The organism is Paenibacillus sp. FSL R7-0333 (genome assembly GCF_038000365.1).
Taxonomy (GTDB): Bacteria; Bacillota; Bacilli; order Paenibacillales; family Paenibacillaceae; genus Paenibacillus_AQ; species Paenibacillus_AQ silagei.
This window is the reverse complement of record NZ_JBBOBZ010000001.1, coordinates 222,850-241,435: the sequence shown is the minus strand read 5'-3', so window position 1 is coordinate 241,435 and position 18,586 is coordinate 222,850. Positions and strand designations below refer to the sequence as shown.

15 protein-coding genes are annotated in these 18,586 nt (G+C 56.5%); 4 read left to right on the top strand and 11 right to left on the bottom strand.

Translation table 11 applies throughout. The features are described 5' to 3' along the window. Positions 1-131: 131 nt before the first annotated feature. Complete coding sequence (locus MKY86_RS01005; protein WP_083685824.1) at positions 132-1,115, top strand: YegS/Rv2252/BmrU family lipid kinase; 984 nt, start codon at positions 132-134, stop codon at positions 1,113-1,115. 566 nt (positions 1,116-1,681) lie between these two features. On the opposite strand, the gene MKY86_RS01000 is transcribed toward MKY86_RS01005, so the two are convergent. From MKY86_RS01000 to MKY86_RS00990, 3 genes are read right to left on the bottom strand one after another with little or no spacing between them, the layout of a single operon-like run. Next, positions 1,682-1,987: a hypothetical protein gene (locus MKY86_RS01000; protein WP_036722149.1), complete on the bottom strand. Its 306-nt coding sequence runs from the start codon at positions 1,985-1,987 to the stop codon at positions 1,682-1,684. Positions 1,988-2,036: 49 nt separating this feature from the next. Beyond that, positions 2,037-2,855, bottom strand: a complete 819-nt coding sequence (locus MKY86_RS00995) for a TrmB family transcriptional regulator (protein WP_076085405.1) — start codon at positions 2,853-2,855, stop codon at positions 2,037-2,039. 36 nt (positions 2,856-2,891) lie between these two features. Beyond that, on the bottom strand, positions 2,892-3,722 hold the full coding sequence (locus tag MKY86_RS00990) for a zinc ribbon domain-containing protein (protein WP_076085402.1): 831 nt from the start codon (positions 3,720-3,722) through the stop codon (positions 2,892-2,894). A gap of 278 nt (positions 3,723-4,000) precedes the next feature. On the opposite strand from MKY86_RS00990, the gene MKY86_RS00985 reads away from it, so the two are divergent. Next, positions 4,001-4,375 carry a hypothetical protein gene (locus MKY86_RS00985; RefSeq protein ID WP_076085399.1) on the top strand — a complete coding sequence of 125 codons (375 nt, stop codon included), beginning with the start codon at positions 4,001-4,003 and terminating at the stop codon, positions 4,373-4,375. Positions 4,376-4,659: 284 nt separating this feature from the next. Then, the gene (locus tag MKY86_RS00980; RefSeq protein ID WP_076085411.1) at positions 4,660-5,322 is read left to right on the top strand and encodes a GTP pyrophosphokinase; all 663 of its coding nucleotides are present in this window, start codon (positions 4,660-4,662) and stop codon (positions 5,320-5,322) included. A gap of 788 nt (positions 5,323-6,110) precedes the next feature. Here MKY86_RS00980 and MKY86_RS00975 read toward each other — a convergent pair. From MKY86_RS00975 to MKY86_RS00965, 3 genes are all read right to left on the bottom strand, one after another. After that, the gene (locus tag MKY86_RS00975; protein WP_076085396.1) at positions 6,111-6,905 is read right to left on the bottom strand and encodes a hypothetical protein; all 795 of its coding nucleotides are present in this window, start codon (positions 6,903-6,905) and stop codon (positions 6,111-6,113) included. A gap of 39 nt (positions 6,906-6,944) precedes the next feature. Continuing rightward, complete coding sequence (locus MKY86_RS00970) at positions 6,945-10,034, bottom strand: DEAD/DEAH box helicase (RefSeq protein WP_076085393.1); 3,090 nt, start codon at positions 10,032-10,034, stop codon at positions 6,945-6,947. A 379-nt stretch (positions 10,035-10,413) separates the two neighbouring features. Next, complete coding sequence (locus tag MKY86_RS00965; RefSeq protein ID WP_076085390.1) at positions 10,414-12,864, bottom strand: glycoside hydrolase family 31 protein; 2,451 nt, start codon at positions 12,862-12,864, stop codon at positions 10,414-10,416. A gap of 197 nt (positions 12,865-13,061) precedes the next feature. On the opposite strand from MKY86_RS00965, the gene MKY86_RS00960 reads away from it, so the two are divergent. Continuing rightward, entirely contained in the window at positions 13,062-13,826 is a 765-nt protein-coding gene (locus tag MKY86_RS00960; protein WP_076085387.1) for a tryptophan-rich sensory protein, read from the top strand. A 175-nt stretch (positions 13,827-14,001) separates the two neighbouring features. On the opposite strand, the gene MKY86_RS00955 is transcribed toward MKY86_RS00960, so the two are convergent. The 5 genes from MKY86_RS00955 to MKY86_RS00935 form a co-directional block, all read right to left on the bottom strand. Continuing rightward, a complete protein-coding gene (locus tag MKY86_RS00955; RefSeq protein WP_036722134.1) occupies positions 14,002-14,382 on the bottom strand; it encodes a RidA family protein in 381 nt (126 codons plus the stop codon). 109 nt (positions 14,383-14,491) lie between these two features. Beyond that, the gene (locus tag MKY86_RS00950) at positions 14,492-15,154 is read right to left on the bottom strand and encodes an oxidoreductase (protein ID WP_076085384.1); all 663 of its coding nucleotides are present in this window, start codon (positions 15,152-15,154) and stop codon (positions 14,492-14,494) included. A gap of 25 nt (positions 15,155-15,179) precedes the next feature. Further along, on the bottom strand, positions 15,180-16,454 hold the full coding sequence (locus MKY86_RS00945) for an MFS transporter (RefSeq protein WP_076085381.1): 1,275 nt from the start codon (positions 16,452-16,454) through the stop codon (positions 15,180-15,182). Positions 16,455-16,555: 101 nt separating this feature from the next. Next, positions 16,556-17,971, bottom strand: a complete 1,416-nt coding sequence (locus MKY86_RS00940; RefSeq protein ID WP_076085378.1) for an ATP-binding protein — start codon at positions 17,969-17,971, stop codon at positions 16,556-16,558. Positions 17,972-18,172: 201 nt separating this feature from the next. Beyond that, positions 18,173-18,376, bottom strand: coding sequence for a CsbD family protein (locus MKY86_RS00935; protein ID WP_036695255.1), 204 nt, complete (start codon positions 18,374-18,376; stop codon positions 18,173-18,175). Positions 18,377-18,586: the final 210 nt, after the last annotated feature.

Genomic DNA, 18,586 nt, shown 5'->3' with positions numbered 1-18,586 from the left:
CGAGAAATAGAAGGATAAGTTATCGTGTGCAACATATAATTTCTTGTATTTCAAAATAGTTTCCCTTTTGCCTGTCCGCTCCTTACAATGGGATAAGACATGCAGGAATCTACAGGCTGGGGGAAGCATCCATGTATTTGTTCATCATAAATTCCCGCTCCGGCGGCGGAGCAGGGCTGCGGACCTGGCACACCATCCAGGCCTTGCTTGAGAAGCGGGCCGCTGCGTATGAAGCACTATTCACACAGAGCGCTGACAGCGCGGAGAGCCAGGTGCTGCAGACGCTTGCCCGCCGCGAGGATTGGCGCGCCGCCATCATTGTCGGCGGCGACGGCACGATCCACAGTGTGCTAGGCGCACTGCGGCGCAGAGGGGTCCCGCTGGGAGTTATCCCGGCGGGTTCGGGCAATGACACCGCGCGCGGATTCAGCATCCCGCTCGCGCCTGAGGCTGCGCTGGACACCGCGCTGCAGGAACACTGCATCGAAGCCGATCTGATCAGCGCGGCAGGCCGGCTCACCCTGACGGCGGTGGCCAGCGGCTTCGACGCGCAGGTGGCCGTCAATGTGAACGGCAGCCGCTACAAGCGGCTGTGCAACGCCATTGGCGCCGGGCGCCTAGCCTATATCATCGGCGTGCTGCATACGCTGATGACCTTCAAGCCCTGCCGCGTCAGCGTGACCTGTGACGGCAAGGAGCAGGCCTATGACCAGGCGTGGCTGGTCTCGGTCTGCAACCTGCCCAGCTACGGCGGCGGGCTGCTGATCTGCCCGCAGGCGGAATCAGGCGACGGCCTGCTTGACGTCTGCGTTGTACACGGGGTCAGCCGCGGGCAATTGCTGCGGCTGTTCCCGACGGTGGTGAAGGGCAGGCACACGAAGCTGCCCTATGTCACCATGCTGCGCGGACGCAGCGTAGCCGTGCACTTCGCGCAGCCGCGCCACGCCATCGGCGACGGCGAAGCGCTCGGCACAGCGCCGCTGGCCGTGGCTTGCGAGCCGGGCGCGCTGCGCGTGCTCTCGCCGCTGGCGGCAGCCTCGGCAGTGGCTGCTGGCGCCGCGGGGGCCTCGGCAGTGGCTGCTGGCGCCGCGGGGGCCTGCCGCGCGGGCGGCTAGGCCGGGCGGGGCGGGACGGACGCGGCGGGACGGGCGCAGCGGGGCAGGCGCGGCGGGACGGGCGCCGCGGGACGGGCGCAGCGGGACGGGCGCGGCGGGACGGGCGCGGCGGGACAGGCGTAGCGGGACGGGCGCGGCGGGGCACATATGTGGCTCCGCGTAACGGACTGAGGCGCTCTTATTCTGGATGAAAGTCATAAATTAGGCAGGTAACGGACCACACGGACCTTATTCTCTGAAATACTGCTCTTAAGTATCGTTTTGAGCTACCTTAAGGTCTCCTCGGTCCGATAAGACACCAAAAGTGGTGTTTTCCAGGGGATAAGGTCTCTCAGGTCCGATAGGAGCAGATTGGTCTGGCTAATGAAGAAGTTGGAATGATATTTCCCAACACAAAGAGCAGGCCCCGGGTATTCCCCTGGGCCTGCTCTTTGTTACATATTTCACGTTTCCGCGTGGTCCGTTTCCTGCTTCGTGCAGGAATAGACCTTCATCACAAAGATATCTTCCGCTAGCAGCAGTAATTCTGCTGGCGGACAAAAACCGCTGGAACCCCGCTGCTCCGGTTATATCCCGGTTGGCTTCTGGGGCAGCAGGTTGCCGACAATCGACTTCAGCTCACCCTCCGTCGTGCTGCTTTTCTTCCCGTTGTCAAAGCTGGTAATGCGGATCTCGGAATAACTTTCTCCCGGAGCCACGGGCTTGAAAATCCATTTCTCCCGGTTATCCAGCCGGACGTTGAACTTCATGTCCTTGAACATCTCCACCAGCTCCCGCTCTCCCGGGGTCTTGCCCTCTTCCAGGAACAGCAGTCCGCGCAGCGGCTTGACGCCCTCTGCATGCTGCACTTCAAAATGTACAATACACTCCATGCTTGTCACCTCCCTTGCTTAGTGAACTTGGGCACTAACTATTGCAGCCCTATTCCTCCGGCTCTTCCCCCGGTTCCTCCTGATCATGCAGCACATATTTGCTGTAGATCCGGCTATAGCGCTCCCCGTAGCGTCGCTGCAGTTCGGGGCCCATATCTTCCTCCAGCTCGAACAATACCAATTCCTGTGTAAAAGATTTGAGCAGCAGCTCCACCAGCACCGGATGCTCGGTAATTACGGCTTGGGCGCTCCCGTCCTCATAACGCATGCCGAGCATGCACCAGCTCCGGTCCACGACGAAGGAGAACTTCCGGCCTCCGCTGCGTTCCGGCTTCCCCGGCAGGGGCGGCCATACCGGATAAGGTGCCGGCACAGCATCACCGCCATCAAAAGCCCACAGTAGCTTCACTCCGCGCTTCTCCGCCTGCTCAAGCTCACTGCGCAGCAGCGAGGCTTCCTCCCGCCACACATCCACTACAATCTCCTGAGCGGCAAGATTCAGCTGGCGGACCAGCTCTCCAATGACATTCCGGTCACCCTCCACGTTGTAGAAGGAGGGGCTGACCGGACCTCCGCGCGGCATTTCACTCTCCATATAGGCAAGCGAGGCCTGCACCCGGCCGGATATCATCGTGGCCAGCTCTTCCGGGTCCAGCACACTGTAGCGTGCCGGCTCCCCTTCTCCGCAGCGCACGTAGCCTTGCTGAGTCAGGCGCTGAAGCGCCGCATATACGTTCGATCTTGATACTCCTAGCTGCTTTGCCACTTCGTAGCCCGAAGCCTGGCCCTTGGTGGCCAGCTCAACCATAATTTTGGATTCCATCTCTGTGAAACCCAAATTGCGCAGATGCAGCAGCAACTGTTCCATCTATGTTGTCCCCCTAAGCTGTCAGTACTACACTGTCTATATTTGCTCCGAGCCGCAGCGCGGGCACCACATGGAGCCCTTCGGCAGATCGGCGCGGCAGATCTGGCAATTCACGATCTCCCGTGTGTCCGCGTCTCCGGCTACCCGCTCTTCGGCTGGCTCACTTGCCTTCCAGTCCCTGATCCGGCGGTCCAGCTCCAGTTGCCGCTCCCGTTCCCGTTCCAGTTCATCTGCCTCCCGGCGGCTCCGGTCAGAACCTGAAGCCATCCGGTCCGCTTCCTCCAGCTCTGCCTCTTCTTCCAGTTCAGGCAGCACCTCCGCATACTGAACACGTGCTTCGGGTCTTCTGGCCAGCTCCCGTTCCGCTTCGGTCAGCTCTTCCTCACCGTAGTACTGGTCTTCCTCATCTTCATGCTCCAGCACCGTATGTACGGTAACCACAGGCGGTGCTGCGGTAGCGGCGGCCGCCGAAGACGGCTCTTTACGCAGTGAAATCTCCTTATCTTCCGGCTTGCGTGCTTCCAGCTTACGTCCGCAATGCGGACAGAAATTGGCATCCAGCCCTACGATCTGACCGCAGGCACACAAGCGTTCATTTCTCAATTCGGCAATTCTTGAGCGTACGTCCTCGATCTGCTCCTGCAGCTTGTTACAGCCCCGCGCAAGCTCGATCATCTGGCCTTCAGCTACCGACATATCCCTTGAACGATATCCCTCGTAGAACAGCTTCCCCATTTTCAGAAATTCAACCTGCATCTCATGCTCAATATCCGAAATCTGCCCATTCAGCTTGCTCACTTCCACCGAGCTTTGCGCTTTTTCACTCACCCGGCTGGCACCGTCTTTAATGCGTTGCAGTAAATTCATTGTAGTTCCTCCTTCTCCAGAGTGAGAATAGGCTGATTCGCAGCCGCGTATATCCTTACATTCCGATTGCCGCCCCACGCAGCAGCGGAAACGTGATTCTATCATACCAAAAGTCCACGGCAGATTCATTATTTGTCGTCATGTGGTAAATACCAAGTAGAGGCGGCTAGCGTTCTTATTGGAATGAGTATGCTGCGGAAGAAGCAATCATACATATTGCCTTCTGCTGGATCCGTTCCTGCGTACCCGTACATTATCGAATGATGGAGGGATGAATTGTGCCTGACGATAACCTTAACCGATATTTCGTCTCTGTGAATCACGGTCTGATTCAGGAAGAGAGAGGCGACTCCAGTGAGTACGAGGTTCTGCTGTCCAGTGACGGGCTGACTGTGCTTCAGGATCTTCTGGCCGATCTGGCCAGCGGGGATGACTACGCCTTCCGGCGTGCTCTGGTCCCCTACAAGTCAGCCGATCATGATGATGCCGCAGAGCAGTTCGATGACGCCACCATCCGCCTGTTCCAGTATCTGCACGACCATGGCACTGACGAGACCCGCCTTCAGATCGAAGGCTTGAACGTCCTGCAGAAGCTGGAGAATACAGGCTATCAGGATGAAGGCTACGGCACAGGCTCTCCCACCAACAAATAAGGATGAACGGAGTTGCGCCATAAGGACGGCCTAAAGCCTATACTGAGCTAATACGCGCCGGAGGGAAGAATGTTTCTCTTCGGTCAGGGTTACGGTTTTATTTTGCTTCCGGGGCTGTACATCGGTTAAAATAGAATCAGAACCGCAGCTAGCGCTGTATAAGATTGCCGTAGTCATCCATTCATGGTCTACAGTCACAAATAACGAAAACCGGGAGAGTTTCAGTGGAAGAATATGATAGTACACAAGTAACATTGAACAAGTTGCAGGTCCATGTGAAGGATATGCAGAAGTGGCAGATTAACGAGGATTTTGCCAAGCAGGTTGAGAATTTCAAGGCTTTGCCGGCGCTGTACCGTCATGCTCTGAATGAGCTTGAGAATAAAATCGATATCATCCGGACCGAGTGGCAGGTGCGTGACGGCTTCAGCCCGATTGAGCATGTGAAGTGCCGGATCAAAGAACCGAAGAGCATTGTGCAAAAAATGCAGCGTAAGGGCTATGAGCTTAACCTGGATAATATGGAACAGCACATCCATGATATTGCGGGGATGCGGATTGTCTGCGCCTTCGTGAAGGATATCTACCGGCTGGTGGACCACCTGTGCGCCCGCGAGGATATCCGTGTGCTTGAGATTAAGGATTATATTGCCCACCCGAAGCCGAACGGCTACCAGAGCCTGCACCTTATCGTGGCTATACCGCTGGTACTGCTTGATGGCACCCGCTGGGTGAAGGCAGAAATGCAGCTGCGTACGTTAGCCATGGATTTCTGGGCCAGCATGGAGCATATTCTCTACTATAAATTCGACAAACAGCTGCCCTCCCATGTGGCCGAGGAGCTGAAGGAAGCCGCTCGTGCTGCCGATGAGCTGGACCAGAAGATGCTCCGCCTGCGCCGGGAGATTCTGGAGCTGTCAGAAGGCAGCGGCGGTAGCGAGTCTTAAGCGCGCATTACAGCTGCATAACTGAACAGACATATTTTTAAGGCAACATAACAGCAGCCGGGTCATCATCCGGCAACAAGAGGGGCACTTTTGTGCTCCTCTTTTGTATTTGTTGGCTGCTTTGTGGCAATCAGGGCGGGAATGAGGTGTACTTCTGCCACTTCTTCTGCTCCTCATTCCCGCCTACCGCCCGGTTTAGGCCAATTCAGGAGCACTTCTGCTCCTCATTCCCGCCTACCGCATGGTTTGAGCCAATTCAGGAGCACTTCTGCTTCTCATTCCCGCCTACCGCACGGTTTGAGCCAATTCAGGAGCACTTCTGCTCCTCATTCCCGCCCACCGCACGGTTTGAGCCAATTCAGGAGCACTTCTGCCCCTCATTCCCGCCTGCTGAATAGTAGCTAAATGTCCGCACGCCGACTTCCAGCCGATTCAGAGGGATTTATCCACTTTATTCTCGTGCAGCCATCCCCAATCCTCTCCGGCGCACTGCTCACAAAACTAATATTACTTGTGAGATCAGTTCTTACGTTCGTTCGTGTCCCGGCATCCGATTCAATTCCACCAGTTGGTCCAGTTTACACTCTATATTACTTAAAGAGCAGCTTTAGTCGCCGCACAAACATTGTAGCCTATAGCTCCTTCAATCCCACCGCACTTATTATCCGTGCAACCCGGAGCTTACTCAAGCCCCTACTCACGAACCCATGCACCTACAGCTTACTCAAGCCCACCTCACGAACCCATGCACCTACAGCTTACTTAGGTCCATCTCACGCCCCGCGCAGCTAAAGCTTATTCAAGCCCGCCGCACGCTTCGCGGCGGCTTCCGAGACCCGGCGCATCAGCAGCGCAAGCCCTTCACGCGCCTTGGGTGTCTGTGGCAGGAGTGCGCTCCAATCCTCCTCCGGCTCCATTACCTCAGGCATAGCCGGAAACGGACGTGAGGAGATCTCGTGAAACAGCGGCCCCGGTTGATGCAGAGAGCCTTCAGCCGCTGCCTCGGCCAGCCACTCTCCAGAGGATACGGCCGGACCCTTGCGCTCCAACCGGGCCAGCTCGGACGCGAGCGACACAGACGCAGGCGCGTCTTCTTCAGCGCTCCGCTCGTTCTCCCGCTCCGCCCACAGGGCGAATACGCCGGAGAGCAGCTCTTCCTTGGACAGTCCGCGCAGGGCGAACGCAAGCAGCGGCTCCTGGGTCAGCTGCTGCCGGACCCGCTGCACCAACTCCTCAGCAGGCAGCAGACCCGTGCCCTGTTCCTCTGCAGCCAGCCTCAGCTCGTCATCTACAGGCAGCAGCTCCAGCGCAGCAAGCCCGCCATTCAGGCTGCCCTGCAGCAGATCATACAATTCGCCCGGATGCGCAGCGAGCTGATGCAGCACTTCATTCTTCCGGGCGGGTGTCCACTGCGGAATACGCAGAGTAACAACCGCCCGCTGGCCCTGTTCCCCTTGCTTTTCTATCTCTGCTCCGGCTTTGCTGCTGCGTCTGTCTGCCCCTTCAGCAGCAGGCCCCACACTCCCGGTGGCCTTAATGACCCCGGGCAGCACCTCCAGCCGCAGCTCCAGCAGCTCATTCATAGATGTTGCCTCCTTCTGCCTTACAATCTATTGCCCTGTTTACATCCAGTCCTGTCCCTGGAGTTCAATCAGCTCTTTGAGCTCATGGTTAGACATCTCGGTTAACCAGTTCTCACCGGAGCCAACGACCTGCTCGGACAGGCTCCTTTTACGTTCAATCAGTTCGTCGATTCTCTCCTCCAGCGTCCCCTGGCAGATCAGCTTATGCACCTGCACATTCTTGTGCTGTCCAATCCGGAAGGCGCGGTCCGTCGCCTGATTCTCTACAGCCGGGTTCCACCAGCGGTCATAATGCAGCACATGATTCGCCCGTGTCAGATTGAGGCCTACGCCTCCCGCCTTAAGCGACAGAACGAAGAAAGCCGGACCGTCCCCCTCTTGAAAAGCATGCACCATCTCGTCGCGCTCGCGCTTCGAGATGCCGCCATGCAGGAACAGCGGTGTCTGCCCGTATCGTCTGGCCAGCCGGCTGACCAGCAGCTCGCCCATCGCCACATACTGGGTGAAGATCAGCGCCGATTCGCCAAGCTCGGAGATGCTGTCGAGCACCTCGAACATGACATCCATTTTGCCGGAAGGCTCACTGCGCAGGCTCCGTCCCTCGTCCTTGCGGAACAGCTGGGGATGATCGCAGATCTGCTTCAGCTTGGTGAGGGAAGACAGCACCAGCCCCCGCCGGGCCATGCCCGAACGCTCGCCGATGACGCCTAGCATCTCATCCACAACCCCCTGATACAGCGCGGCCTGGGTCTCCGTAAGCGGACAATAAGACTTCAGCTCAAGCTTCTCCGGCAGATCCTTCGAGATATCCGGGTCGCTCTTGAGACGCCGCAGCAGGAAGGGCGAGACCAGCCGGTGCAGCTCACGCAGCCGTTCGCCGCCCTCTCCCGACACATAACGCTGGCGGAAGGAATGATACGTCCCCAGATAGCCAGGGTTGAGGAAGTGAAAAATCGACCACAGCTCACCCAGCCGGTTCTCCACCGGAGTCCCGGTCATTGCGATCCGGTGCGGCGCGCTCAGCTTCATGACGCTCTGCGCCTGCTTGGTGCGGTGATTCTTGATGTATTGCGCTTCATCCAGCACAACCGTGGACCAGCGTACCCCGGCCAGATCCTCGCTGTCCCGGCCCGCCAGATGGTAGGTAGTTAGCACAATCTCATGGCTGGCCGCCAGTTCCTTGAATCCTTCGCCGCGCACCCGCCGCCCTCCATGGTGAATATGCAAGCTAAGCGAAGGGGCGAAGCGCTGCAATTCCCGCTGCCAGTTGCCCAGCAGCGAGGTCGGGCAGAGGATCAGCACAGGCTCCTGCTTCTCGCCCGGCGGGGCATTCAGCGCCCGGTCGAGCAGGCAGGTGATGACCTGCACGGTTTTGCCGAGGCCCATGTCATCAGCCAGGCAGACGCCGAAGCCGAGATTGCTGAGTGCCGTAAGCCACTGATAACCCCGCTCCTGATATGGCCGCAGCGTTCCGTTCAGATCCTCCGGCACCGGACGCAGCGGCATCCCGCGCAGCACATCGCCGTGCATGAGGGAGGCCAGCAGGCCAGAGGTCTCCATGCCGGTAACCGACATGCCCTTCCACAGCCGCTCTTCACCATCTTCAGCCTCCAGGCGCATCCAGTCGGCCGCCGTCATCTCTCCGCTCTCGCCACGCTTAATATATCTCAGGACCTGACGAACTTCCTTCGGGTCCACTTCAATCCATTCTCCCCGGAAGCGCACAAATGGCACGCCTGCTTCCACCAGGGCATTCAGTTCCTCCTCTGTGATGTCTGAATCTCCCAGAGAGGCTTCAATACGGAAAGAGATCAGCTCTTCCATACCCAGCGCAGACTGCACCGGGCCATCCGCTACACCCGCCGGGAGCTGCATCTTCATTCTCATGCCGATCCGCCGACGTCCCTCCTTGCTCCAGCGCGAAGGCATCTGCACGGTAATTCCCCGTTCACGCAGCTGCTGCACGCTCTCCTTCAGGAAGAAATACAGCCGCTCCGGCGGCAGCTCAATCCCGCGCGGGGCCGGTTCTGCCAGCGAGCGCCGGATGTCCGGCGAACTCTTCGCCGCCCGTCCCAGCGCAGCCAGCAGCTGCTGCTGAATATTGCGGTAACGCTTGCCCCATAGAGTGAATTCCCGCTCCCTGCTGCTCCAGACCGCTTCCGCCGGAATCCAGAATTCCCCCTCCTCCCGGCTCTCCGCCCAGAAGGTCAGCTGCCACAGCTCGCTCTCCTCCGCCGGCGGCTCCAGCCGCAGGCCCAGGCTTAGCTGTCCGCTGCGGGCCTCCTCGGTCTCGAAATGCGGCACCTCATGGCCCGCCGTCTCGTTCACCACTGCCAGCAGCTCCGTTACCTCAGCTGGAGTCCCCTGCACGGGGATATCCCGGCTGCCCGTGAGCAGACTGTTCCACCACAGCTCCGTCAGCGGAGAATAGCCGCGGCGGTAATTGGCCTTATACTGCGACAGCGCGCTCTCATGGGCGGCAACCACATTCTTGATCTCGGCGGTCATGACTGCCTGCAAGAAGGAATACAGCACATATCCTCCCGCTTCCTCGCGCGAGGACAGGTCGCCTTCCTCGGCTACGTGCGTGCCAAGTGCAAGCACCGGCATAGAAGCCGCCATCTGCAGGAAGAACTCCTTATCCGCCTCTTCCCGGAACGCCGGCGACCAGCATACGGCAGCGGCCTGTTCGCCGCCGCGCCGACGCGAGCCGACCTTGCGCGGCGGCTGGGCGCCGGGCACAATCCCGCCCTTGCCCATCAGCTCCAGCGCGAAGCGGGCGGCTGCCGACCAGTAGCGCAGCTCCCCCCCGGGTTCAATGCCCTGGGCACGGCTGGCCTGCTCATCCCAGGCCAGCAGCAGCTCGAAGGCATCCTTCGGCGACAGCGCCAGTCCTTCCAGCGTGCGTCCGGGCAGTCCGCGCCGCGCCGGTTTGCCCTCCACGGCGGCGGCCGCAGGATACTTCACTTCCGCCAGCCGCAGTGCAGCACCCGCAAAAGGACGCCAGCCGCTGCGGAGCTCCAGCCGTTTGATCACGCGTGTCCATGCGTCCACCTTCGGCTCGGAGGTTTCGCCCGAGAAGCAGAATAATACGTCCCCTAACCATATTGCATACAGATGCTTAATCATTGTTGGTTAATCTCCATTCTTTTGAGCAAACAGCAAGAGCAGCCCTTCCAATCCGGAAGACTGCCTCCTGCTGCGCGAGAAATATATTATGAAGCTGCACCGGCAGTAATAGCTCTAGCCGTACAGCCTTCCTGTTACGTTATCTGCTGCAACTTTTTCTTCATCCCTTCATCTTATACGAAAAAGCCTATATTTAAAAACTTTTCTGCACATTTTCTGTGATTTTCAGCAGATTGTTGTTCAGATCAGGCGATTACTGTCCAGATAGCGTTGCAGCATAAAGAACCGGCCCGCCCTCTCCAGGCTAGCCGGTCTTGAAATCCTGTGCAGCAACTCGTACTGGACTACCAAAATCTTATGGGCTACAGCTACCTGCCCTCTAATCCGTACCTGCCAGAATCCGCAGCTCCCCGCCCCCGGCAGCATCCGCTACCTGAACGATGATCGCGCCGTTCTTGCCGTTCCGGGCCCAGCCCAGCGCCCCCTCATTCAGCTGCTCCAGGCTAATCTCTGCCAGTCCCTCCACCGCAGCGACAGTGAAGAACGGATAGCAGAGCGCGAAGCGGAGCGTCTCCCGGCGCGGCTTGTAATCATGCACCGCATACGCCCACTTCAGTGCAAGCAGACCTTCCCCGCCTTCGGCCTGCACGGCAAGCTCCGTATACTGCCCATTGCGGTAGCTGAAGCTGTGGCCATCATCCTCGTACAGCTTGAAGGACGAAGAGAAGCCCGCAGCCGCTTCCGCCCCGTAGAGGTGGAAGATGATCGTCTCCTCCGTGTCCTCCAGCGCATACTGTCTCAGCGGGCCTTCGGCCACGAAGCTGCCGGCCTTCACATACATCGGCATGATGTGCAGCGGTGCAGCCGCAAGAATATGCCGTCCGCCTTCATGGATCTCCCCATCCCAATAATCCAGCCAGCAGCCTTCCGGCAGATAGACGGAGCGGTGATCCGTATCCGGGCGGTAGACCGGGGCAATTAGCACATTTTCACCCAGCAGGAACTGGTCGCACAGGTTACTGACATGCGGATCACGCGGATATTCGAGCACCAGCGGACGGATGACAGGCAGACCACTCTTCTCCGCTTCATGAAAAAGATTATATAAATGCGGCATCCAGCGGTACCTCAGCCCGATGAATTCACGCAGAATCCCTTCCACCTCTTCCCCGAAGGACCACGGCTCCTGGCGCAGCGTCCCGATGGAGGAGTGATTGCGGCAGTATGGGAAAAAGACGCCCATCTGCGTCCACCGCACCAGCAGCTGCGCCGACGTATGATGGGCAAACCCGCCGATATCCGGTCCCGAGAAGGCCAGCCCGGACAGCCCCATGTTGAGCACCATCGGCATCGCCATCGCCATGTGCTCCCAGAAGCTGCGGTTATCGCCGGTCCATACGGCTGCATAGCGCTGGATGCCCGCATACCCGGCACGGGTCAGCACAAAGGGACGCTCACCCCCCATATGCTCGGCCAGCCCTTCATAGGTCGCTTTGGACATCATCATCCCGTACAGGTTATGGTATTCCTCATGCGTCACCGGCCGCCCGTTGTTGAAATGCATCACATCAAGATCCATCGTCTTGGTCTCATTGAAGACCGCAGGCTCGTTCATATCGTTCCAGATACCCTGAATGCCAAGCTCTGTGTAGTATTTGTGCAGATCTCCCCACCACTCGGCGGTCCGGCTGTCGCTGAAATCAGGAAAGGCACTGATCCCCGGCCACACCTCACCGAAGAAAATATCGCCCTCCAGGCGGCGGCAGAAATGCTTCTCCAGCACCCCTTGCTTATACACCTCGTATTTGGGGTCTTTTTTGACGCCGGGATCTACAATCGGGACAATGCGCACACCCAGCTCCGCAAGCTCCGAGATCATTTTCTGCGGATCAGGGAAGTTGACAGGGTCGAAGGTGAATACGCGGTACTCGTCCATATAGTGGATATCCAGATAGATCACATCGCATGGGATGTTCTTCTCACGGAAGGTCTTGGCCAGCTGCAGCACCTCCTGCTGATTCATGTAACTGTAGCGGGACTGGTGATAACCGAGCGCCCACTTGGGCGGAAGTGCGATCCGGCCGGTGAGCGTGGTGTATCTTCGGACGACATCCTTCATCTCGGGCCCATTAATGAAATAGATATCGTACGCTCCCGTAGAACAGCCAATGGTAAAAGCAACGCCGTGCGAGCGCATGTCGAAATCACTCCGGCCCGTATTATCCAGAAACAGCCCGTAGGAGAGGTCACCGTGCATGTGGATAATGAGCGGTATCGACTCATAGAGCGCTTCAATCTCCGGCAGATGAGGGGCGAACACATCGGTGTTCCAGTTCGTATAACGCTCCCCGCGTTTGTCCAGGAAGCTCGATTTCTCACCCAGTCCGTAGAAATGCGAGTCCGGCTGCATATCATATTCCGCATGGCTTGCGCCGCGCGGGTTCCAGCTCGCCAGATTCTGCTGCATGATCACCTTCCCGGATGTATTCTCCACACGGAGCAGAAACGAGGCCTTCTCAATAATCAGCCGGATGGCGCCTGTAGAAAAAATGAGCTGCTCCTCCGTCTCCTCTACCGGAAACAGATGCGGAATACAGCACTCCTTCAGCACAGCCTCCGAGGTGGTTAGGTCCGGTACCTTGCTATGGAAGACCTTCATCCGGAACATATCATCGCTCAGGAAGATAAAAGCCATCCCGGCGCATTCCCCCCGGACGATGTAGATATTCTCGGAGCGTTCCCAGGACACCACGCTGCCCGGCGTGTTCCAGGTCTCCTTCATCACCATCGGCCCCATCTTCTCGGGGCGTATCGCCTCACTGCTCTCCATGAATCTTCTCTCCCTTCGCTGCTTGCTGATCTACTTCTTGACTACATATTACCCCGGGCCTAAGGAATACTATCCGCGATTCTTATGACCAATTGGTCATTTTTTTGCCGGATTAGTCTGAATTGCCGCCACAGCGGGTATATTCTATATAGGCCAAGGCCAAAACGTAGTTATCAAACAAGTTAGGGAGTGGTCATATGACTAGAACTAATCCTTATAAGTGGGGGAATTTACTGCTCTTCCTCGGCGTCATTGCCGTCAATACCCTTTCGGTCGTCCTGCCGCTTGGCGGGAACAGCACCGCCGAAATCTCGGACAGGTATCATACGTACCTCACACCGGCCGGATATGCTTTTTCCATCTGGTCCCTGATCTATCTGCTGCTGGCCGGATTCATTATTTATCAGTTCCGCAGCGATACCGGGGGCAGGGATTCCGTCCAGCGGATCGGAATTTGGTTCATGCTCAGCTGTCTCTTCAATATGGGCTGGCTGCTCCTCTGGCATTACCTGTACATTGAGCTGTCGCTGGTGGCGATGGTGCTTCTGCTGCTCTCCCTGATCGTCATTTACCGCAAAACCCGCTTCATCGCAGATCCCACGACAGGCGAGAAATGGCTCGTGAAGCTGCCGTTCAGCCTCTACCTCGGCTGGATCTCGGTAGCCACCATCGTCAATGTCAGCGTTGTGCTGGTGAAGAACGACTGGGGAGGCTTCGGACTCAGCGGCCCGTTCTGGGCCGTCATCATGCTCTGCGTCGGTGCTGTGCTCGCTGTGCTGGTAAGCTTCCCGTACCGGGACAGCATCTATCCGCTCGTCTTCGTCTGGGCCTATATCGCCATTGCTATCGAGCATAAGGACACGAATGAGGTGTATTTCACCGGTCTGATTGCAGCAGGACTTCTCTTGCTCTACAGTATCTGGCTGCTACTGACTCCGCGCCGTTCCCGCAGCAGATACTAAATAAATTGAACTAATGGTTTTCTATTTTAGGATTAGCCGTGACTCCAGAGAAGTTTTGATTCAAGTTCAATCTATGCAGATTCGCTTATATTGGCACGCCAAATCCCCCGCACGGGTGATTCACGTGCGGGGGATTTCGTTGTACTATGCCCTTACCGGATGCATCCGGCCTGGCTTATTTCTTGCGTGCTACCGCTTCGATCTCGACCAGCGCGTCCTTCGGCAGACGGGCTACCTCAACGGCACTGCGGGCCGGGTAAGGCTCGGTGAAGAAGGTGCTATACACCTCGTTAACCGCCGCGAAATCATTCATATCCTTCAGATACACGGTTGTCTTCACCACCTGATCCATTGATGCTCCGGCCTCTTCCAGGATGGCCTTCACATTGTTAAGCGACTGGCGTGCCTGCTCCTGCACACTGCCCGGCAGTTCCGCCGTCTCCGGGTCCATTCCCAGCTGGCCTGAAGTGTAGACCCAGTTGCCGGCAACAATGGCCTGGCTGTAAGGGCCGATCGCTCCTGGAGCTTTCTTTGTAGCTACTTGTTTTTTGGTCATAGTGAACGCCTCCTGCATGCTGTACGCGGCCTGTAGACCGCTATGTACATTCTAATCGTATGTTTATTGTAAATCCTGGGGTCTGCAGTTTGCAAACCCTGCTGCCCCTCTAATGCTTGCCGATCACATGAATGACCTCATTGGTGTAGATATGAACGCCGCCTGTATCGGCCAAGGCAATGTTCATCATCGCCCGCGCTACCGTGGCGGCCGGTATGGCCCGGAACTTCGCAGCCTTGCCGATCATGGCGAAATCCAGCGCCTTCATCAGCACAGCCGCGGCGCGTTCCCCCAGCCTGAATTCTGCCCGGTCACCCAGCAGCAGCGAAGGCCGGAACAGATGCAGGCCGTGGAATCCGGCAGCAATCAAGCCCTCCTCCGTCCGCCCCTTGATCCGGCTATAGAAGGTGCGCGATTTGGCGCTGGCTCCCATAGAGGACACGGCCAGGAACTGCTTCACGTTATGCTCTTTGGCCAGGGCCGCAGCCGCAAGCGGATACTCCAGGTCCACCCGTTCGAACTGCTCCTGCGAGCCCGCCTGCTTAATCGTCGTTCCCAGGCAGCAGAATACTGCATATACACCGGCGAATTGCTCGCTGTATTGCTCAAGCCGGTCCCAATCCACTTGAATCTGTCTCAGCTTCGGATGCTCAAGGGCAAGAGGACGGCGGACCAGTACACGGACCTCGTCCCAATTCCCACCCAGCAGGTCCCGGGTCAGCGCACTGCCGACCAGCCCTGTAGCTCCCAGTACCAGTGCAATTCTTGTCACCGAAATAGCCTCCTTCTATTCCTCCTTATTCATCCCGCAGAATACGGCGGCCCAGCAGCAGTGCCAGCAGAATCATCAGCACGCCTACCACTAACTGCATGCCGTAGATCTGCATCCACTGGGGCCATTCCTTAATCCATTCATAGATACGGCCACCCAGCAGCGGGCCGAAGAAGGCCGCCAGACCGGTAAGCGCCGCATACATCGCCATATACATCGGCCGTTCGCGCTTAGGCGTATCGCCAATAATGAAGTTGAAGGCGAGCTGGTTGAAGCCTCCCACACCCACGCCGAACACAATATGGGCCGCAAATAATACCGGAAGCATCGGCAGCACAGACAAGAGTCCCCAGATCAGGGAAGAGACCGCGATAATCGGCAGCGTCCACAGCAGCAGCTTCTTGTTGCTGTGCCTGGCGTTCAGATTGCCCCATACATAGAAGCTGGCCATCATGAAGACCGTCTGCGCGACATTCAGCAGGGACAGCTTCTCATAATTGATATTCAACAGCTGCAGCATGACATAGGAATACAGCGGCACGGTCAGGTTCTGCAGCAGCAGCCAAGCAGACAGGAACAGTGTGGATTTCATGAACAGCTTGTCCTGAAGCGGCTTCCTGAGCATCGGCAGGAAGGCCTTCTCTTCCGATTTCTCAAACGGCACATCCGGGTAGAAGAAGAACACCACAATATTCGAGATCGAGAAAATCCACACTACAATATACAGGATAAGGAATCCGTGTCCGCCCGGATAACGGTCAAGAATAATACCGCCTCCGTACATCACCAGGCTTCCCAGCGCATTAAGGAACGTATTGCGAATACCGAAATACCGGCCCCGGACCCTTGCAGGCACCAGGTCACTGATGACCGAATTCCAGAGCACACCGCCGGCAGTGTTGGCAATAAAGGCAATGGTATATAGTACGATGAAGGCAGTAACCCAGTGTTCTTGCGGAAAAATAAACGGAACCAGGCCCGTAGATCCCCACAACAGCCGGTGTAAGCCAATAAAAGTCACGAGCGCCCACTTGCGGCTCGGCAGCTTCTGAATCAGGAAAGCCACACCGATCTGTGCGACGTTCACCAGCGTAGTAAGCGCGAGGACAAATCCGATCTGACTGGAGCTGGCACCCAGGTATAACAAAAATCCTGTAAGAAATTGGCCTTGCAGCAGCACCTGGAATATGGTGGATGGTATCCCCTCAAAGGTAGCGATCTGCAGATTCTTGCGGTGTACGGAGGCCTTGCGCAAATCCTTGGAACGGTTCCGCAGCGGCTGGCTTCTCATGATGTTCATGGGGTGTTGACTCTCCTTTGATGCGGCTTTTGCTTCATTCTACTCAGCACCAGGTTCCTGTCAATACACCGAAATCACAAATAAAGTTGGAGCTGCGGGGATTATACGGACGCGCCTGAATGCAGTGGTAAATATAAGGAGAATATACTGCCCTGGCCTTCGCGGCTATGCAGGGTAATGAAGCCGCCCAGGAGCCTGGCCAGATCATTGCTGATAGACAGGCCCAGCCCCGTACCGCCATACTTGCGGCTGACATTGATATCCGCCTGTTCAAAGGCCTCGAAGATCAGATCATGCTTCTCCGGGGGAATGCCGATTCCGGTATCCTGCACCTCAAAGGCAATCCACTTCTGTGCAGCAGCCCCCTCCTGACGTTCCACTACACGGATATTCATAGTGACCCCGCCAGTCATCGTGAACTTGAACGCATTCGAGAGCAGATTGCGCAGAATCTGCTGCACCCGCTGGGGGTCCGTGTAGATTACCGCAGGCACCCCTTCGTCCAGGGAGACACTGAAGGTGAGCTGCTTCTGTCTGGCTAAAACGCCGAACTGCTGGACGAGCAGATCAGGGACCTCGCTGGTATTTAAATCCTCTATAATAATATCCAGCTTCCCTGCCTCCACCTTGGACAGATCGAGAATATCATTGATGAGCGACAGGAGATCCTCCCCGGAGCGGTGAATGATCCCGCCATATTCAGCAAGCTCCTCCGCACTCAGGGACTCATCGCCTTCTTCAATCATCTGAGACAGGTTGATAATGCTGTTCAGCGGGGTTCTTAGTTCATGGGACATGTTCGCCAGGAACTCCGATTTGAACTGTGAGGCGAGCATGAGCTGTTTGGCTCTTTCCTCGAGCACAATTTTATTCTTATGCAGCTCCTCCGTCTGCTCGGACAACAGCTTATTCGCTCTAATGATCTGTCCTGTACGCATCAGGTCCAGATGGAAATCGCGGATAATCAGCGCGAACAACGCACTGAGGACAAGGCCTGCGGGAAAGGTAACCGGCAGAATCTTCGTTATGTAATCATGTGTGGGAATGACCCCAAATACGGCAATATTCAGCACATTCACTACATTGACTACCAGAATAGTAGCAATCCCCTTATACATCACCGACGAAGACGAACGCTTCATCCATACGCTTAGCGCGGCACAGACAAAGCCCAGGATAGTCAGATTCAGCACGCCTACCAGCGCTGCCTCGTTCACTCCAAAGGTCAGGCGCGTAAGCCCGGTGGCGATTCCGATGATAATCAGAACCAAGGGCTGGGGGTAAGCCAGTGTAGAGATGATCAGCGGTACATACCGCAGGTCAAAAATGACATGCTCATGCAGTCTGTAGCCGAAAAAGGTGCTGATCCACCCTGCAAAGACCGCGAGCAGCACCCAGCTTACTCTTTTTACAGGCTCGGATGCGTGGGTTACAGTGTACTTGTATATTAGATTCGCCAGATACGACAGAGTGATTAGTAAAGCTGTATTCACAAAAAAGATTTTGACATATTCCATGGCTTCACTCCTGCAGCGAAAATAAGTTCACAATAATATTTATAGTATCATACTGGAGGAATGAAAAACATGAAGCGTGAGGGCTATTGCATATGTATATGTATGAGAGTGATGGCTGCGGAATGTCCGGGAGACAGCAAAAAAGCGCAAATCAGATACGATTTGCGCTCTTTCCTTGCCCTGCTTATCGTTAACTGCTGATTAGCTGCGGTGGGAGGACTCCCATTTATGGTACTCCGCTTCGGCTTCATCCTTGGAATGGCCGTAACGCTCCTGCAGCTTGCCTACCAGCTTGTCTTTTTCACCATCGATGATATCCAGATCGTCATCTGTCAGCTTGCCCCATTGCTTCTTGGCTTCACCTTTAATCTGCAGCCATTTACCTTTGATCACATTGTTATCCACTACAAGCTCATCTCCTTAGTTGTCTATTTAATGTCTGGCGAAAGCTTATAATTGCTTGTGAACTATTACCCCCATGACTTTTGGCTGAATCTCCAGGCTGTGCAGGGGCTGCACCTGCAATTGCATGAAACCATGCAGAATAACTCAACTTTTGTCACATAAAAGTCTTTTTAAAAAGCTATTCAACTATCTTAAAATTTGATATACTTC